We start from the raw sequence: 16,330 nt of genomic DNA, 5'->3' as shown, positions 1-16,330 counted from the left end.
ACGTCCGTTCGTGATTCATCAGCCTGCCCGGCGGCGATCCAGCCGCTTCACGCTGGCCAGCAGCGCCGTCAACGCGCCCGGCGTCACGCCTTCTACGCGGCCCGCCTGACCCAGCGTGGCCGGGCGGGCGCGTTCCAGCTTCTCGCGCACCTCGTGAGAAAGCCCGCCCACAGTCCGGTAATCGAAATCTGCGGGGATGCGCACGCCTTCGTCCCGGCGGAAGGCCATCACATCGGCTTCCTGCCGGTCGAGATAGCCATGATATACCGCCTCGTTCTGCATCTGGGCGGCTATGGGGGGCTCCAGAGCGGCGATTTCCGGCCACACCTTGCAAATCGCGCCCCAACCCACCTGGGGGTGGGCCGCGAGTTCCATGGCGGAACGGCGCTTGCCATCCTGATTGATCGATAGTCCCGCTTTCGCCGCCCCGGTCGGTGTCAGGTTCAGGCGCTCCAGCAGGGCGCGCGCGTCCGAAAGGGCTTCGGCACGCGCCGTAAACGATGTTTCACGTGAAACACTCGCCGCACCGAGGCTGATCGCCAGAGGCGTCAGGCGCTGGTCGGCATTGTCGGCGCGCAGGCTGAGCCGGTATTCGGCGCGCGAGGTGAACATGCGGTAGGGCTCGGTGACGCCGCGCGTGATCAGATCGTCGATCATCACGCCGATATAGGCTTGCGAGCGGTCGAGCACGAAGGCCGGATTGCCCGCGCAGGCGAGCGCCGCATTGAAGCCCGCCATCAGGCCTTGCGCGGCCGCTTCCTCATAGCCGGTCGTGCCGTTGATCTGACCAGCCAGCCACAGGCCCGGCAGGCGCTTCGCGCCGAGCGTCGCATCCAGCTCGCGCGGATCGACATAATCATACTCGATCGCATAGCCGTAGCGGCGGACCTTCACCCGCTCCAGCCCCGGGATGGTCTTCAGGAAGGCGTCCTGGATATGGTCGGGCAGGGAGGTGGAGATGCCGTTCGGATAGACGGTGTCGTCGTCCAGCCCTTCCGGTTCCAGGAATATCTGGTGGCTGGTCCGGTCGGCGAAACGCACCACCTTGTCCTCGATGGACGGGCAGTAGCGCGGGCCACGCCCCGCGATTTTGCCGCCATAGACGGCGGAATGGCCGAGATTCTCTTCAATGATCTTGTGAGTCTGAACGGTCGTACGCGTGATGCCGCAGGCAATCTGCGGCACGCTGATCCGGTCATTCAGGAAGGAGAAGGGGGTTGGCACATCATCGGCCGACTGCATGTCGAGCCCGGCCCAGTCAATCGTGGAGCCATCAAGGCGCGCCGGGGTTCCGGTTTTCAGCCGCCCCATGGAAAGGCCCAGCCCGTAGAGCCGGTCTGACAGGCCGATGGAGGGCGCATCGCCGACACGCCCCGCCGGAATGCGCTCATCGCCGCGATGGATGACACCTTTGAGGAAGGTTCCGGTGGTCAGCACGACCGCGCCAGAACGGTAGACGCGGCCTTCACCGTCCACCACGCCCGCACAGCGCTTGTCCTCGACAATCAGATCCTCGGCAGCGGCTTCAACGATGTGCAGGTTCGCCTGTTCAGCCAGGGCGGCCTGCATCGCCTCGCGGTAGAGCCTGCGGTCCGACTGGGTGCGCGGCCCGCGCACGGCCGGCCCCTTCGAGGCGTTCAGCATGCGGAACTGAATGCCAGACGCGTCCGCGACACGGCCCATCAGCCCGTCCAGCGCGTCCACTTCACGCACCAGATGGCCCTTGCCCAGCCCGCCAATCGCCGGATTGCAGCTCATCTCGCCAATAGTCGCGGCCTTATGGGTGAGGAGCAGCGTAGCCGCGCCCAGGCGCACAGCCGCGCTCGCGGCCTCGCAGCCTGCATGGCCGCCGCCGATCACGATCACATCCCATTGGCGTTGCGCGGCCTCGGCCGGCTTGAGCAAATCTCTGGTCATGGCTTTCTTGTGTCCGGCCCAGCCTGCCGGGGAGCGCGTGCTTACATGATCGGCGCGCCCAAGTCGAGTTCGCGGCCTATTTGCCGATGCAGAACTGGCTGAACACCCGGTCGAGCACATCCTCGATATCAACCGCGCCGGTCAACTCTCCCAGCGCCCGGATCGCCCGGTTCACTTCCGCGCCCGCCAGCTCCGGCCTTGAGGACAAAAGCGACAGCGCCTCTTCCAACGAGCCTAGTGCCCGCTCGACCAGCTGGCGGTGGCGCGCGCGCGACAAGGGCGCTGCCTCGGCCCCGCCCAGCCTCGCCACCAGCTCGCCATCCAGCCAGGTATTGAAAGCATCCAGACCGGATCCGTTCTTTACTGACACCGCAAAGGCGGTAACGCCCTCTGGTACGGGCGCATCAACACTGGCGAGATCGGTCTTGTTCAGCAGGACCACATCGCCCGGACGCAGCATGGCGAAGCGGTCCGCGTCCGGCGTTTCACGTGAAACGTCGATCATCAGGCAGCGCATATCGGCGCTTTCGGCGCGGGCAAGCGCCCGGCGCACGCCTTCGGCTTCGATCACATCGGACGCTTCGCGCAAACCGGCTGTATCGGCCATATAGACGACAAAACCGGCCCGGATCAGGCGCACTTCCACGACATCACGCGTGGTGCCGGGAATATCGCTGACAATGGCGGCATCGCGCCGCGCCATATAGTTGATAAAGCTGGACTTTCCGGCATTTGGCGCGCCGATGACCGCAATTGCGAACCCGTCCCGCACCCTCTCGCCACGATGATTGTCGGCGAGGTGCGCCCGCATGCCGGTGCACAGCGCCCGCAAGGGCGGACCAGCGCGCTCAGACAGGCCCTCGGGTACATCATCCTCGTCGGGAAAATCGATCTCGCCCTCAATGGCCGCCAGCGTATCGATCAGGGCTTCGCGCCACTCGCCGTAAAGCGAGCCAAGCGCCCCGTCCATCTGCGCGAGTGCCTGCAGGCGCTGCGCTTCAGTTTCCGCGTCAATCAGATCGGCGAGGCCTTCAGCCTCGGTCAGATCCATCCGGCCATGGGCAAAGGCGCGCCGTGAAAACTCGCCCGGCTCTGCCGGGCGCAGGCCTTCGGCCATCAGTGCCGCAGAGAGCGCCTCGATAACGGCCGGGCCGCCATGAACATGAAACTCGGCAACATCCTCGCCGGTAAAGCTCGCCGGCGCGGGAAACCAGATGAGCAAGGCGCGGTCGATCACTGTGCCATCGCGGGCTTTCAAGGGTCTCAGAACAGCCCGGCGCGGTTCGGGCAGGGCGCCTGCCAGCGCAGCAAGGGCAGGCGCTGCATCCGGACCCGAGGCCCGCACCACAGCAACGCCTGCGCGGCCTGCGCCGCTGGCCAGAGCAAAAATCGTATCGGTCATCTCTGGGCGTCTAGCTTCCGGACTTTCCGCCGGCCGCCTGGTTCATCAGCGACATGAACTGTTTTTGCCATTCGCCGCCCATGCTCATCCAGTTTCGCATCAGGGCGTCCGGCTCCAGCGCATCCATATTGGCGCTCATGCGCTTGCTCATTTCGCCGACCAGCTGCTCGTTGAGCGGGGTCACGTCCGGCAGGCCGAAAAAGGCGCGTGCCTCGGCCGGGGTGCAGTCGATTTCGATATTGACCTTCATGCCTGCCTCGTCTTGGTTCTAAAGGGGTCGCGCTTGGTCCGCCGACCATAAGCCGCGCCGCGCCAGATGCCAAAGGAGACGTCATGTCCGCCGAAACGCTCACCATCAAGACCGCCGACGGCAGCTTTTCCGCTTACGCGCGCGGGAGGGGCCCGGCCATCATCGTCATCCAGGAGATTTTCGGCATCAATCAGGTGATGCGCGATATCTGTGATGATCTGGCCGCCAGCGGCTACCGCGCCATCTGCCCGGACCTGTTCTGGCGGATCGAGCCGGGCATCGAGCTCACAGACAAGACCGACGCCGAATGGAAGCAGGCCTTCGATCTGTTTGGTAAATTTGATCCCGACAAGGGGATCGAAGACATTGCCGCCACGATCGCACATGCGCACGGCGAAGGCGCCGCCAAGGTTGGCGCTGTCGGCTACTGCCTGGGCGGGCTGCTGGCCTATCTCACGGCGTGCCGCACGGACTGCGACGCGAGCGTGGGCTATTACGGGGTCGGCATTCAGGACCGCATCGGCGAGGGCGGGAAGATCACCAAACCGCTATTGCTGCATATCGCCGGCAAGGACCAGTTCGTGCCGCCAGAGGCCCAGAAAATGATTCTGGACGGGCTGAAAGCCAACCCGAAGGTGGAAATGCATCTCTATCCTGAGCGCGACCACGCCTTTGCGCGTGTTGGCGGCGCCCATTTCCATCGCGAAGACGCCGAAATGGCCAATAACCGCACCATGGCCTTCCTTGAAAAGCATCTGGGGTAGGGACAGGTGAAACCCCGGCCGAGCGCAGCGCAGAGCCGGGACCTCATCGCCGAACCGGCCCAAGGCCCCGGATAGCCCTCCGGGCTTCCGGGGTTTCACGCAGAAGCTTCCTACTCCGCGCTGGCCTTTTGCCAGCTTTCCATCGCGGTGAGGCGCTCCCAATAGGCCAGGACAGGCGCGGGCGCGTCTTTCAGCTGGCGGATGATTTTCAGAAGATAGAGCAAATAACCCAGCGAGATGTCGGCAGCGGTAAACCGGTCTGCAGCCAGCCAGTCCCGGCCCTCCAGGCCCCGCGTGCCGATCAGATCCAGATGCTTCTCCACTTCCTTTTTTGCCCAGCGGGCGATGCCCTCATTGCGCTGGGCTTCGGGCAGGAGGGTGGTGTGGGCCAGAAGCAGGTTCACCGGCATGCCCAGCGAGCCTTCGGCATAATGCAGCCACTCGATATAGCGCGGGTAATCGGCCTCTGACGGGTCCACACGCAAGGGCGTCGGCCCATAGCGATTGATCAGGTATTCCAGGATCGCGACCGATTCCAGTATCACCGTATCGCCGTCTTTGAGCGCCGGGATCTTCTGCAAGGGATGGATTTTGCGGTACTCCTCCCCGCCGACATTGCCGCGGTCGAAGGCAACGCGCTCGAGCCGGTAATCCAGCCCCATCTCCTCCATCGCCCAGCGGGCGCGGATGGAACGGGTCATGGGGGCGTGGAACAGGATCAGGTTTGCGTCGTGGCTCATTAGCTCTTCTCCGAACAAGATTCATGCAGTTCAAGTCATTGGAATCTTTAGATCCCAACCGGTAAGTCATGCACGCCTCTTTACAGGCCCGCTGGAATCAGAGGTTGAGTCGAGTCCATTACAACCTCTGATTCGAAAGGAACTGCGCTATGCGCTACTATGTAAACAAGAACGCCCAAAGCAACGGCGACCACGAGGTGCACGCCGAAACTTGCTCATATCTCCCCAACGTAACCAACCGCGAAGATCTGGGCGAGTTTGCGTCCTGCAAAGGAGCCGTAGACGAAGCGAAACGCCGGGGATACTCCAAAGCCGATGGTTGCTTCTTCTGCTCGCCGGACTGCCACACCCAATAAGCAGACGGCGAACCTTACGTATTCATCGAGTCGAAGAACTCGTCATTGCTCTTGGTCTCTTTGAGCTTGCCGAGCAGGAAGTCGATCGCGTCCTGCGGACCCATCGGGTTAAGGATGCGGCGCAGCACATAGGTCTTGGCCAGATTCTTCTTGTCGACCAGCAGCTCCTCTTTGCGGGTGCCGGACTTGAGGATGTCGATGGCCGGGAAGACGCGCTTGTCGGCGACCTTGCGGTCGAGCACGATTTCCGAGTTACCCGTGCCCTTGAATTCCTCGAAGATCACCTCGTCCATGCGGCTGCCGGTATCGATCAGGGCGGTGGCGATAATGGTCAGCGAGCCGCCTTCCTCGATATTGCGGGCGGCACCGAAGAAGCGCTTGGGGCGCTGCAGCGCGTTGGCGTCCACACCGCCGGTCAGCACCTTGCCGGAGCTGGGGACGACCGTGTTGTAGGCGCGGCCCAGGCGCGTGATGGAATCCAGCAGGATCACCACATCGCGGCCATGCTCGACGAGGCGTTTGGCCTTCTCGATCACCATTTCGGCGACCTGGACGTGGCGCGTGGCCGGCTCGTCAAAGGTCGAGGCAATAACCTCGCCCTTCACCGTGCGCTGCATGTCGGTCACTTCCTCCGGGCGCTCGTCTATGAGCAGCACCATGAGGTAGCATTCGGGGTGATTGGTCTCGATGGCGTGCGCGATATTCTGCAGCACCATGGTTTTACCGGTACGCGGCGGGGCAACGATCAGTGCGCGCTGGCCCTTGCCGAGCGGGGCGACGATGTCGATCACGCGCCCGGTGCGGTCCTTGCGGGTCGGGTCCGGGTTTTCCATGATGAACCGGCTCTCAGGATAGAGCGGGGTCAGATTGTCGAAATGGACCTTGTGCTTGGCCTGGTCGGCCAGCTGGAAATTGATCGCGTTGACCTTGAGAAGCGCAAAATAGCGCTCGCCATCGCGCGGGGCGCGAATCTCGCCGTCCACCGTATCGCCATTGCGCAGGCCGAATTTGCGGATCTGGGTCGGCGAGACATAGATATCATCCGGACCGGCAAGATAATTGGCTTCCGGCGAGCGCAGGAAGCCAAACCCGTCCTGCAGCACTTCCAGCGTTCCGCCGCCATGGATCTCGACGCCCTCTTCGGCGAGCGCTTTCAGGATCGCGAACATCATGCCCTGCTTGCGCAGCGAGGCCGCGTTCTCGATATCGAGGCTTTCGGCCAGCTGGAGAAGGTCTGCCGGAGATTTCTCCTTCAGCTCCTGCAAGGACATGCGCCGCCCGTCAGGGGTCGGCGTCACAATCTCGTCGAGATCGGTTTCGGGCGTGTCGTTCTGATCGGTCATGGGGAGGTCTTTTTAAAAAGGCGGGCGGGAAGGTGAAATGTCTGACCGGGACCGGCCATTGCGCGGGGCAGTCATGCGCTTTGCGGCTAATGCCCGGCACACGCTGCTGGTTCCGGCCCCGCGAGTGCGGCCCCGAAGGACCATGTGCGGGCAATGCTGTGTTTCGAGAGCGTGACGGATCGCGAGGCGAAGCGCCACCGATTGCACGTTTAAGGGGGGAAGCCGTCCGCAAGCGGGCGGTTATGAGCTAGGCGTGACACAAGGGCCGCCTGGCGTCAAGCGAAAGGCTTCAGTATCGCCAGCAAGACAATAGCGATTGCCGCAATCGCGGGCACTTCGTTCATGATGCGCCAGAATTTCTCGCTGCGCGGGCGCTCGCCCTTTGCAAAGCGCTTTGCGCTGGCCGCATAGAAGCCATGAACGCCAGACAGCGCGATCACCAGTGCCAGCTTGGCGTGAAACCAGCCTTGGCTGAACAGCGCCGGGTTCGCCGCAATCATCAGAATGGCAAAGACCCAGACCGCGATCAGAGCCGGGCCCATGATGATACGGTTCAGGTTCTTTTCCTGCGTCAGAAGCGCTGTCTCCAGCTCCCCGCCCGCGATGGCTGTGTGGTGATACACAAACAGGCGCGGCAGGTAGAGCATGCCGGCCATCCAGAAGATCACGGACACGATGTGTAGAGCCTTGAACACATCGTAGAAGGGCAGGAGGAAATCCATCAGGCAGCGTCCTTGCTTGCTTCTGCGTTATAACCCGCTTCGCGGCAGGGGCAGCGGCCAAATTCAGCCGGGCATATGGGCACCCCCGAGGGCGGTTTCAGTCCGGCCGGGCCATCAAGCGCCGATACCACAAGGCCGGACAGCGCCCTGACAAAGCCCTCCGTCACGCCCAGCGCCGGTACGCGGGTATAGCCCGCCGCGCCCTTTTCATGGGCGAGCTCGGCATACTCCTCGTCCAGCTCAACCAGCGTTTCGATGTGTTCGGACACGAAGGCGATGGGCGAGAGGATGATGTGTTTTCCGTCTCTGGCAGCTTCTTCCACCATGTCTTCGGTTGACGGGCCGATCCATTTGAGCGGGCCGACCTTCGACTGGAAGCAGGTGATGTGATCGCCCAGTTCCGGCAGCAGGGCGGTGACGGCCTTTACCGTCTCCTCCACCTGCCATTGATACGGATCACCGCGCTCAATAGTGATCTCCGGCAGGCCATGGGCCGAGTGCAGGACGCGCGCATCCGCTGGCCGTCCGGCCTCTTCCCATGCCTTGCGGATCAGGTCTGAATGCGCGGCGATGAAATCGGTCTCGCGCGGGAAACAGCATATCGTGCGGGCTTCCATCCCGCCCGCATCGGACCAGGCTTTGAGCGAGCTCGCCGTCGTCGTGGTTGAAAATTGCGGGTAGAGCGGGAGCAGGACGACGTCATCTGCCCCCCAGGCCTTCACAGCCTCAACAGCCTCATGGGTAAAGGGGTGCCAGTAGCGCATGGCCAGAAAGCAGCGGATCTCGTCACCCGGCAGAGCTGCCTGAAGCGCGGATGTGAGAGCGGCGGCCTGTTTTTCGGTTTCCGGCACGATGGGCGAACCGCCGCCCATCTTGGCGTATTCCCTGGCCGCTTTCGGCCCGCGCGTGGTGGATATCAGCCAGGCCAGCATGGGCCGGATGGGCCAGGGCGCGTAAATGATCGCCGGATCATTGAAGAGGTTGCGCAGGAAGGGCTTCACGCTTTCCTGACCGTCCGGCCCGCCCAGATTGAACAGGACAACAGCGATTTTGCGGCTCATGGGCTTTGCTCCGGCTTGGGGTGTGGCGCGTGCTAGCCCCCGCGAATATGGGCCAGCAGCTCGCTCACATGGTCTGGCGGCACATCGGGATTGATCCCGTGGCCGAGATTGAAGACATAGGGCCGTCCCCCCCATGCGTCGAGCAAGCGGCTGACCTCTGCTTTCAGCGCCTCACCCCCCGCTTTCAGAACAGCCGGATCGAGCTGTCCCTGAACAGGCATGGAACGGGGCAGATTGGCCGCCGCCCAGTCGGTATCGAGGCCATGATCGGTGGCGATAGCATCGATCCCGGTCTCTGCCGCATAGCGCACATAGTGCGGCCCGGCCCCTTTGGGAAAACCGATAATGGGGGCGGTGATGCCCGCTGCACGCACGCGCTCGACAATGCGCCGCGTGGGCGCGATGACGACGCGGTTGAACAAGGGCGCGGGCAAGCCTTCAGCCCAGCTTTCAAAGAGTTTGAGAACATCCGCCCCGGCTTCGGCCTGCGCAATCAGGTAATCAGCCGTGGCATCCGTCAGATTGGCCAAGAGCCGGTCCATCTTCTCAGGCTCGCTCCAGGCGGCGGTGCGGGCCTTCCAGCGGTCTTTCGATCCACCGCCTTCGATCATATAGGTCGCCACCGTCCAGGGCGCGCCGGCAAAGCCGATCAGCGTGCAGCTGTCTGGCAGGCCGGCGCGCACCAGTTTCAGCGTCTCACAGACCGCAGAAAGGCGTGTGGCGGCACCCTCAGGCGATAAACCGGCCAGCGCTTCAAGGCTCATCGCGGCCAGCCTTGGCCCCTCGCCCTTCTCAAACCACACCTTCTGGCCCATGGCGTTGGGGATGAGCAATATGTCGGCAAAGACGATGGAGGCATCAAACCCGTAGCGCCGGATCGGTTGCAGGGTCACTTCGGCGGCAGCTTGCGGGTTCAGGCAGAAGGCGATGAAATCAGGCTGCTGGGCACGCACCGCGCGATATTCGGGCAGATAACGCCCGGCCTGGCGCATCAGCCATACGGGCGGGGTTTTGAGGGCTTCTCCACCCAGAACCTTCAAAAGCGCGCGTTCGGCCATTTATCGCTATTCCTTTGTCTGGACGCCCAGCCTGCTCACCGGCGGCTTTCCCGCCCTTCCTTTCTATCCAATAAAAAAAAGAAAATGGAAGGAGATGAGTCGTAGGTCTGTCCGTATCGTGGAAAACCCGGTCTCACTAGCGCGTTGTCCGCACATTTCACACCCTGTGGGAAAATTGGCCGCACGTCAGTCTTTGCCCAGGTGTGTGAATTTCGCTATTAACCCAAAATTTACATTGTTTAACAAAGGATTAAATTTTCTTGCGGCGGGTATAAACCTGCCGGTGCAGGCCCCGATTTCCAGCGTGTTCAACATCAAGACATGTTCGCGGCGGCGCAAATTTGCCCGCTGGTGGAGAAGCGGGGAGGGTGTGTGGGTTGGAATTGGCTCTGATGCCGGAAAGGGCCGGGCAGGCCGGTCAGCGGGGACAATGCGCGCAGTTTGCCGACAGCTTGTTCACAGGCCGGGCGGAACGGGCTATCGCTGGAAACGACGCTCAGTGAGCAGACAGATATGCCGCCCTTGAAGGATGCCATGCCCACTTCCCAACGTGCGCCGGACATGAAGACCTATTTCCATGTCCATATGATCTCTGACTCCACCGGCGAGACGCTGATGAGCGCGATGCGGGCCTCGGCGGCGCAGTTTGAACGCGGCCAGCCGATCGAGCATCTGTTTGCTCTGGTCCGCTCTCCGCGCCAGATGGCACGCGCGCTGGAGCATGTGGAAGCCTTTCCCGGCGTGGTCATGTACACGGTCGTCAATCCGGACTTGCGTGAGGCTCTGGAGACGCGCTGCGCGGAGTTGTCCATCCCGGCCATTGCCCTGCTCGATCCTATCGAGACCACGCTGTCGGCTTATCTCGGTGCGCCGATGACCGGGCGTGCCGGTGCCCAGCGTACGCTGGATGCGGACTACTACCGGCGTATCGAGGCAATGAATTACTGCATGGCCCATGATGACGGGCAGGGCGATGATCTGGCCAGCGCCGATGTGATCTTGCTGGGGATCAGCCGGACCTCGAAAACACCGACCTCGATTTATCTGGGCAATCGCGGCGTGCGTGCCGCCAACATACCCCTGGTGCCGGGCACACCGCTTCCCGACAATCTGTTCTCGCTGAAAAAGCCCGCCATTGTCGGGCTTTATGCCACGCCGGAGCGCATCATCCAGATCCGCCGCAACAGGCTTTTGAACCTCAATGAGGACCGCTCGACGGACTATATCGACGAAGACTCCGTTAAGGATGAGCTGATCTACGCCAAGCGGCTGTTTGCGCGCCATAACGTGCCCTCCATAGATGTGACGCGGCGCTCCATCGAGGAAACGGCGGCCAAGATCATCAACCTCCTGACTGAGCATCGCGGCAAGATGTCGGGGGGCAAACCATGACCGCGCTGGTGCTGGCGTCTGGCTCGGCCTCGCGGCGGGCCATTCTGGAAAAGGCCGGCGTGCCTTTCACCATCGATCCGGCCGATATTGATGAGGGCGCGGTCAAGGCAAAATTCTCAGGCAGTCCTGCCGAGCTGGCGCTGGAGCTGGCCCGGCAAAAGGCGCTGGCCGTATCACCGCGCCAACCTGGGAAGCTGGTCCTCGGGGCCGATCAGGTGCTGGAGTTTGAGGGCCGCGCCTATGACAAATCGTGTGATCCCGACGAGGCGCGCAAGCGTCTGATCATGTTGCGCGGCCAGACCCATGCGCTGGTCGGCGGGCTGGTGCTGGCACGCGATGGCGAGATCGTCTGGCAGTATGAAAGCCGGTGCGAGATGCAGGTGCGCGCATTCTCTGATGCTTTTCTGGACCGCTATATGCGCGATGCCGGGTCCATTCTGACTGCGGGTGTCGGCGGGTATGCCTATGAAGGGCTGGGCGCGCAGTTGTTTGACCGGGTGGAGGGTGATTTCTTTGCCGTTCTGGGCCTGCCGCTCCTGCCTCTGCTGGATGCGCTGCGCCAGCACGGCGCGCTGGAGGCGTGATGGGCGGGGTCAGAAAGGCCGGTGTGATTGGCTGGCCGGTCGGCCATTCGCTCTCGCCCGCCATGATGACCGCCTGGCTGAACGATGCCGGCATTGAGGGCGAGTACAGCCCCGTCGCTGCCGCGCCGGAGGATTTTGCAGACACAATCCATCGTCTGCGAGAGGCCGGATATGCCGGGGTGAACGTGACCCTCCCTCACAAGGAGGCGGCGCTGGCGCTGGCCGACACCGCCAGTGATGCGGCGCGCGCGGCGGGGGCCGCCAATGTTCTGGTGTTTGAAAAGGCAAGGATTCACGCCGACAATACCGACATTACCGGCATCAGGGCCACGCTGGACGAGGGCGGCTGGCAGGCGGAAACCGGCCCGGCGGTATTGATCGGCGCGGGCGGGGCTGCCCGCGCTGCGCTTTACGTGCTCAAGGCCGCTGGTGTGCCGGCGCGCATCGTCAATCGCAGCCCTGACAGGGCAGCAGAGCTTGCCCGTTCGATGGGCTGCGCGGCGGAGATCCACGGGCTGGACGCGGCGCCAAGGGCGCTGGAGGGCGCGCGTCTGGTCATCAACGCCACCAGCCTTGGCATGAAGGGCCAGCCCGCACTGGCGCTGCCACTGGATATTCTCCCCGCAGACGCGCTGGTGTTCGACATGGTCTATGTGCCGCTGGAAACCGGGCTTTTGAAGCAGGCGCGCTCGCGGGCCCTACGCACGGTAGGCGGGCTTTCCATGCTGATCGGACAGGCCCGCCCGGCCTTTGAAGCCTTTTTTGGCAAGCCTGTTCCTGCCCGTACGCCGGTCAGGGCCATGCTGGAAGCGGCGCTGGAGGGCAGGCCATGATCGCGATTGGCCTCACCGGCTCGATCGGCATGGGCAAGAGCACGACCGCCGCCCTGTTTGCACAACAGGGCGTGCCGGTCTTTGACGCCGATGCGGCGGTGGCGGCGATGTATGCGCCGGGCGGCGAGGCGGTAAAGCCGGTCGGCGCCATGTTTCCTGATGTGGTCAGGGACGGGCGCGTGGATCGCGAGGCGCTTAGCGCCCATCTGAAAGAAAGCCCTGCGGACTTCGCCCGTCTTGAAGCCATCGTGCATCCGCTGGTGGCGGCGCGGCGCGCGGGCTTCCTGGAGCAGGCGCGCAAGGATGGGGCCTGGTGCGTGCTTTTTGATATTCCGCTCCTGTTCGAGACCGGCATGGAGGATCATGTCGATGTGATCGTGGTTGTCTCTGCGCCAGAGGATATCCAGCGGACGCGGGTACTCGCCCGTGACGGCATGCACGCGGAAAAGCTGGACATGATCCTCGCGCGCCAGACGCCCGATGGCGAAAAGCGGCAACGGGCGGATTTCATCATCGACACGTCAAAAGGTGTGGATGATGCGCGCCATCAGGTGCGCGCCGTTCTGGATGCCTTGCGCAAAAGCAGTCAGAATCCGCGCCCATGAGAGAGATCATATTCGATACAGAGACGACCGGGCTCTACCCGCTCGAGGGCGACCGGGTGACCGAGCTGGGCTGTGTCGAGGTGATCAACATGATCCCGACGGGGCGCGAGTTTCACGCCCTCATCAATCCAGACCGCGATATCCCGGCAGAAGTAACAGCCATTACCGGGCATACGCGCGAAATGCTGCGCGACAAGCCGCGCTTTGAAGAGGTGGCGCAGGATTTCATCGCCTTTGTCGGGGATGCGGTGATGGTGGCGCACAATGCGCCCTTTGACCGGGGCTTCATCAATATGGAGCTGACGCGCGCCGGGCTGGACCCTTATCCCGACAGCCGGTTCAAGGATACGGCCGCGATGGCGCGCGAGCGCTTTCCAGGCTCGCCGGCCAATCTGGATGCGCTGTGCAAACGCTTTGATATCTCGCTGGAAAGCCGCACCAAGCATGGCGCGCTGATCGATGCCTATCTGCTGGCAGAAGTGTATCTGGAGCTTAATGGCGGGCGCACGCGCGCGCTGGACTTTGCCGGGCTGGAAGGCACGGACCGCACGGTGCGTTATGCTCCGCGCCCGCCGCGCCCAACCCCCTTGCAGCCTTCAAGCACGCCCGAAGAGCGCGCCCTCCATGCAGGCTTTGTGGCCGAGATGGGCGAGGCGCGCGTCTGGAAAAAGTTCGGCGTCTGATCAGGCGTTGCCGGCTGGCGGATTGCCCGAACCGCCTTGCGCGCGCTGGGCGAGCTGCTGGCGATAGAGGCTGGCAAAATCGACAGGCTCCAGCATGAGCGGCGGGAAGCCGCCATTTTGCGTCGCGCTGGCCACGATTTCGCGGGCAAACGGGAAGGTCAGGCGCGGGGCCTCGACCAGCAGGAAGGCTTCGCGCGACTGCTCGTCCATGCCGCGGATCTGGAACAGGCCGGCATAGCTCAGCTCGCAGACGAACAAGGTGGCATTCTCGCGCTCAGCCTTGGCCGAAAGAAGCAGCTCGACCTCGAAGTTTTCCGCATCCAGCGCGCGTACGCGCACATCAATGCCCAGATCGATATTGGGCTGGGCCGCGCTGCCGCGCAGCGTGTCGGGCGCGCCGGGATTTTCGAAGGAGAGGTCCTTTACATACTGCCCCAGTATTCTCACGCTCGGCCCGCTGGCCGGATTTGCGCTCTGATCGGGTGTGTTGGGGGTATCAGCCATGTTCGGTGCAAGCTCCTGTAGGCGTTTTTCCAGCCTTGGCATTGGAAGGCCGGCAGCAGGGCTGGAATGGGCCCGCTTCCTGTGCAAGGTCTGGGCGGGTAGCATGCCGCGCCGTGGCGGGCAAGCCAGCGATCAAGACCACGGCCAAGAAGAGCAGCCTGCATTGCGCGGGCTGACCTGTAGCGCCTGACGGCCTATATGAGTAGACAGGGACGGCCAGATTCACGCCCGCGAGGCGGGCGGCCAAGAGGTAAGTGCGCGTGGAATTGTTGCAGATACTCTTTTTTGCAGGTCTTGCCGTGTTCATCGGCATCCGGCTTTACATGGCCTTGGGCCGCCCGGTGGGGCGCTCGCCCGAAGAGCATGCGCGCGAGGAAGCCGAGAAGGCCGTTACCCGCGATGCGCCAGCGCCCGTTTCCGACACGGCCCTGTCCCAGGACACGCCGCAACGCGCGCAGGCCGCGTTTAGCACGGTTGATGTTGATGATACGGCCTATGACGGGCTTGAAGCCATAGCCGATGCCGATGGCAGTTTCGATGCCGCCGAGTTCATCCAGGGCGCGCGAGCCGCCTATGGCATGATTGCCGGTGCGTTCGCGCGCGGGGATGTGGAAGCGCTTGAGCCCTTGCTCTCGCCGCGCGTCCTGACTGCCTATCGTGAAGCCATCGAGGCGCGGGCGGCGAAGGGTGAAACCCTGACCACCGAGATTGACCGGATCAAGGAAGCGCGTCTGCAGGAAGCTTCCCTTAACGGGCCGAAGGCCAAGATCAAGGTGCGATTCGTTGCCGAGATCGCCCACGAGACCCGCGCCAGCGATGGCAGCGTGGTTTCGGGCGATATCGCGGCGTTGCACCCGGTAGCCGAGATCTGGAGCTTTGAGCGCGATGTCACGAGCGACAACCCCAACTGGCGGCTTTCCGCTGTACGCCCGGCCTGACGCCCTTCTTGCGCTCTGCCTGACCCTTGTCATCTCGGCCTGTGCCAGCGTGCCTGACGGGCCTGGCACTGCGCCGCAACCCCCTGCCGTATCATCTCTCGATCTACGCCCGCTATCGGGGTTTGGCGCGCTCGAAGGCTGGAGCCGGCATGATGCCAGCGCGGCCTTGCGCTCGTTTGGACAAAGCTGCGAGGCGATCCAGCGCCGCCCGGCCGACCGTCCACTTAATGAGCGCGCGCCCTATGCGGGCCGGGCCGGTGACTGGCATGCGGTGTGCGACGAAGCGCTCACCCTGATCGCGCGCGGCGCAACACCCCAGATGGCACGCAGCTTCTTCGAGGCGCGCTTCGCGCCTGTTTCGGTGGGCGGCGAGGGGCGGCTGACCGGCTATTACGAGCCCATGGTTCAGGCGCGCCATTATCCCGATAATGAGTTTTCCATGGCGATCCGGGCGCGGCCCGGCGTTGCGCCGCGCGGGGACATGTCCCAGCTCATTGCCGGGCTTGATGCGAACCGGTTTGGCGGGGCGGACGAGGCGCGTCCGCGCGCCGAGATCGAGGCGATGAATATCGGCGTGCCGCTGGCCTGGGGCCGCCCGATCGACGTGTTCTTCATGCAGATTCAAGGCTCTGGCCGTCTGGTGTTTGATGATGGCAGTCAGCGCCGGGCCGCCTTTGCCGCCCATAATGGTCATCCTTACGTGTCTATTGGCCGGTTGCTTCTGGACCGGGGCGAGCTGCCGCCGGGACAGGCGTCCAAACACCACATCGAAAACTGGCTGGTGCGTAACGGCCCGTCGGCGTGGACGCCGCTCTTCAACGAAAATCCGCGCTATGTGTTCTTCGATCTGCAGGAGATCGCTGACGCCAATACCGGCCCGATGGGATCACAGGGCGTGCCGCTGACACCGATGGCGAGCCTGGCGGTCGATCCGGCCTTCCATGCCTGGGGCATGCCGGTGTTTATTGATGGCGAAGTGTCGGGGCAGGGCCGCTGGCAGGGGCTGGTCATCGCGCAGGATGCCGGCGGGGCCATTACTGGCCCGGTGCGCGGCGATCTCTTTTTTGGCTGGGGTGACGAGGCCGGACAGACGGCCGGGCGCCAGAACAGTTTCGCGCGCTGGCACTTGCTCCTCCCCAACGCGCTGGCGGCCCGGCTGCGCCGGACATCGTGACAGG

At 63.5% G+C, this 16,330-nt stretch carries 17 protein-coding genes; 8 read left to right on the top strand and 9 right to left on the bottom strand.

The window, feature by feature from the left end:
* Positions 1-18: 18 nt before the first annotated feature.
* The 3 genes from mnmG to AB6B38_RS11345 all read right to left on the bottom strand — a co-directional run bounded on the left by mnmG (position 19) and on the right by AB6B38_RS11345 (position 3,569).
* Positions 19-1,917: a tRNA uridine-5-carboxymethylaminomethyl(34) synthesis enzyme MnmG gene (mnmG, locus tag AB6B38_RS11355; RefSeq protein WP_371392967.1), complete on the bottom strand. Its 1,899-nt coding sequence runs from the start codon at positions 1,915-1,917 to the stop codon at positions 19-21.
* Positions 1,918-1,993: 76 nt separating this feature from the next.
* Complete coding sequence (mnmE, locus tag AB6B38_RS11350) at positions 1,994-3,319, bottom strand: tRNA uridine-5-carboxymethylaminomethyl(34) synthesis GTPase MnmE (protein ID WP_371392966.1); 1,326 nt, start codon at positions 3,317-3,319, stop codon at positions 1,994-1,996.
* A gap of 10 nt (positions 3,320-3,329) precedes the next feature.
* Positions 3,330-3,569 carry a DUF6489 family protein gene (locus AB6B38_RS11345; RefSeq protein WP_371392965.1) on the bottom strand — a complete coding sequence of 80 codons (240 nt, stop codon included), beginning with the start codon at positions 3,567-3,569 and terminating at the stop codon, positions 3,330-3,332.
* Between the two features lie 83 nt (positions 3,570-3,652).
* Here AB6B38_RS11345 and AB6B38_RS11340 point away from each other — a divergent pair, with 83 nt between their 5' ends.
* Positions 3,653-4,333: a dienelactone hydrolase family protein gene (locus AB6B38_RS11340; RefSeq protein WP_371392964.1), complete on the top strand. Its 681-nt coding sequence runs from the start codon at positions 3,653-3,655 to the stop codon at positions 4,331-4,333.
* 110 nt (positions 4,334-4,443) lie between these two features.
* Here the strand turns inward: AB6B38_RS11340 and AB6B38_RS11335 are convergent, their stop codons facing one another.
* The 5 genes from AB6B38_RS11335 to hemE form a co-directional block, all read right to left on the bottom strand.
* Positions 4,444-5,073: a glutathione S-transferase family protein gene (locus AB6B38_RS11335; protein ID WP_371392963.1), complete on the bottom strand. Its 630-nt coding sequence runs from the start codon at positions 5,071-5,073 to the stop codon at positions 4,444-4,446.
* 370 nt (positions 5,074-5,443) lie between these two features.
* On the bottom strand, positions 5,444-6,700 hold the full coding sequence (gene rho, locus AB6B38_RS11330) for a transcription termination factor Rho (RefSeq protein ID WP_371395098.1): 1,257 nt from the start codon (positions 6,698-6,700) through the stop codon (positions 5,444-5,446).
* Between the two features lie 347 nt (positions 6,701-7,047).
* Complete coding sequence (gene hemJ, locus AB6B38_RS11325; RefSeq protein WP_371392962.1) at positions 7,048-7,494, bottom strand: protoporphyrinogen oxidase HemJ; 447 nt, start codon at positions 7,492-7,494, stop codon at positions 7,048-7,050.
* A complete protein-coding gene (hemH, locus tag AB6B38_RS11320) occupies positions 7,494-8,555 on the bottom strand; it encodes a ferrochelatase (protein WP_371392961.1) in 1,062 nt (353 codons plus the stop codon). The genes hemJ and hemH overlap by 1 nt, the downstream gene beginning before the upstream one ends.
* A gap of 32 nt (positions 8,556-8,587) precedes the next feature.
* Positions 8,588-9,613, bottom strand: a complete 1,026-nt coding sequence (gene hemE / locus AB6B38_RS11315) for a uroporphyrinogen decarboxylase (RefSeq protein WP_371392960.1) — start codon at positions 9,611-9,613, stop codon at positions 8,588-8,590.
* Between the two features lie 534 nt (positions 9,614-10,147).
* On the opposite strand from hemE, the gene AB6B38_RS11310 reads away from it, so the two are divergent.
* Genes AB6B38_RS11310 through dnaQ form a run of 5 tightly spaced genes read left to right on the top strand, consistent with a single transcriptional unit; the run spans position 10,148 to position 13,710 of the window.
* Complete coding sequence (locus AB6B38_RS11310; RefSeq protein ID WP_371392959.1) at positions 10,148-11,005, top strand: pyruvate, water dikinase regulatory protein; 858 nt, start codon at positions 10,148-10,150, stop codon at positions 11,003-11,005.
* Positions 11,002-11,589, top strand: a complete 588-nt coding sequence (locus AB6B38_RS11305; RefSeq protein WP_371392958.1) for a nucleoside triphosphate pyrophosphatase — start codon at positions 11,002-11,004, stop codon at positions 11,587-11,589. Before AB6B38_RS11310 ends, AB6B38_RS11305 begins: the two co-directional genes overlap by 4 nt.
* On the top strand, positions 11,589-12,422 hold the full coding sequence (gene aroE / locus AB6B38_RS11300; RefSeq protein ID WP_371392957.1) for a shikimate dehydrogenase: 834 nt from the start codon (positions 11,589-11,591) through the stop codon (positions 12,420-12,422). The genes AB6B38_RS11305 and aroE overlap by 1 nt, the downstream gene beginning before the upstream one ends.
* Positions 12,419-13,027 (top strand): dephospho-CoA kinase, encoded by a 609-nt coding sequence (coaE, locus tag AB6B38_RS11295; protein WP_371392956.1) that lies wholly within the window; start codon positions 12,419-12,421, stop codon positions 13,025-13,027. The genes aroE and coaE overlap by 4 nt, the downstream gene beginning before the upstream one ends.
* Entirely contained in the window at positions 13,024-13,710 is a 687-nt protein-coding gene (gene dnaQ, locus AB6B38_RS11290; protein ID WP_371392955.1) for a DNA polymerase III subunit epsilon, read from the top strand. Before coaE ends, dnaQ begins: the two co-directional genes overlap by 4 nt.
* On the opposite strand, the gene secB is transcribed toward dnaQ, so the two are convergent.
* A complete protein-coding gene (secB, locus tag AB6B38_RS11285; protein ID WP_371392954.1) occupies positions 13,711-14,214 on the bottom strand; it encodes a protein-export chaperone SecB in 504 nt (167 codons plus the stop codon). It abuts the gene before it with no gap.
* A gap of 260 nt (positions 14,215-14,474) precedes the next feature.
* Here secB and AB6B38_RS11280 point away from each other — a divergent pair, with 260 nt between their 5' ends.
* Positions 14,475-15,152, top strand: coding sequence for a Tim44/TimA family putative adaptor protein (locus tag AB6B38_RS11280; protein WP_371392953.1), 678 nt, complete (start codon positions 14,475-14,477; stop codon positions 15,150-15,152).
* Positions 15,100-16,326, top strand: a complete 1,227-nt coding sequence (locus AB6B38_RS11275) for a murein transglycosylase A (protein ID WP_371392952.1) — start codon at positions 15,100-15,102, stop codon at positions 16,324-16,326. The genes AB6B38_RS11280 and AB6B38_RS11275 overlap by 53 nt, the downstream gene beginning before the upstream one ends.
* Positions 16,327-16,330: the final 4 nt, after the last annotated feature.

The sequence above is a fragment of the Glycocaulis abyssi genome, assembly GCF_041429775.1.
GTDB lineage: Bacteria > Pseudomonadota > Alphaproteobacteria > Caulobacterales > Maricaulaceae > Glycocaulis > Glycocaulis abyssi.
The sequence above is the reverse complement of the archived record's forward strand: the minus strand, read 5'-3'. Positions and strand labels throughout refer to the sequence as shown.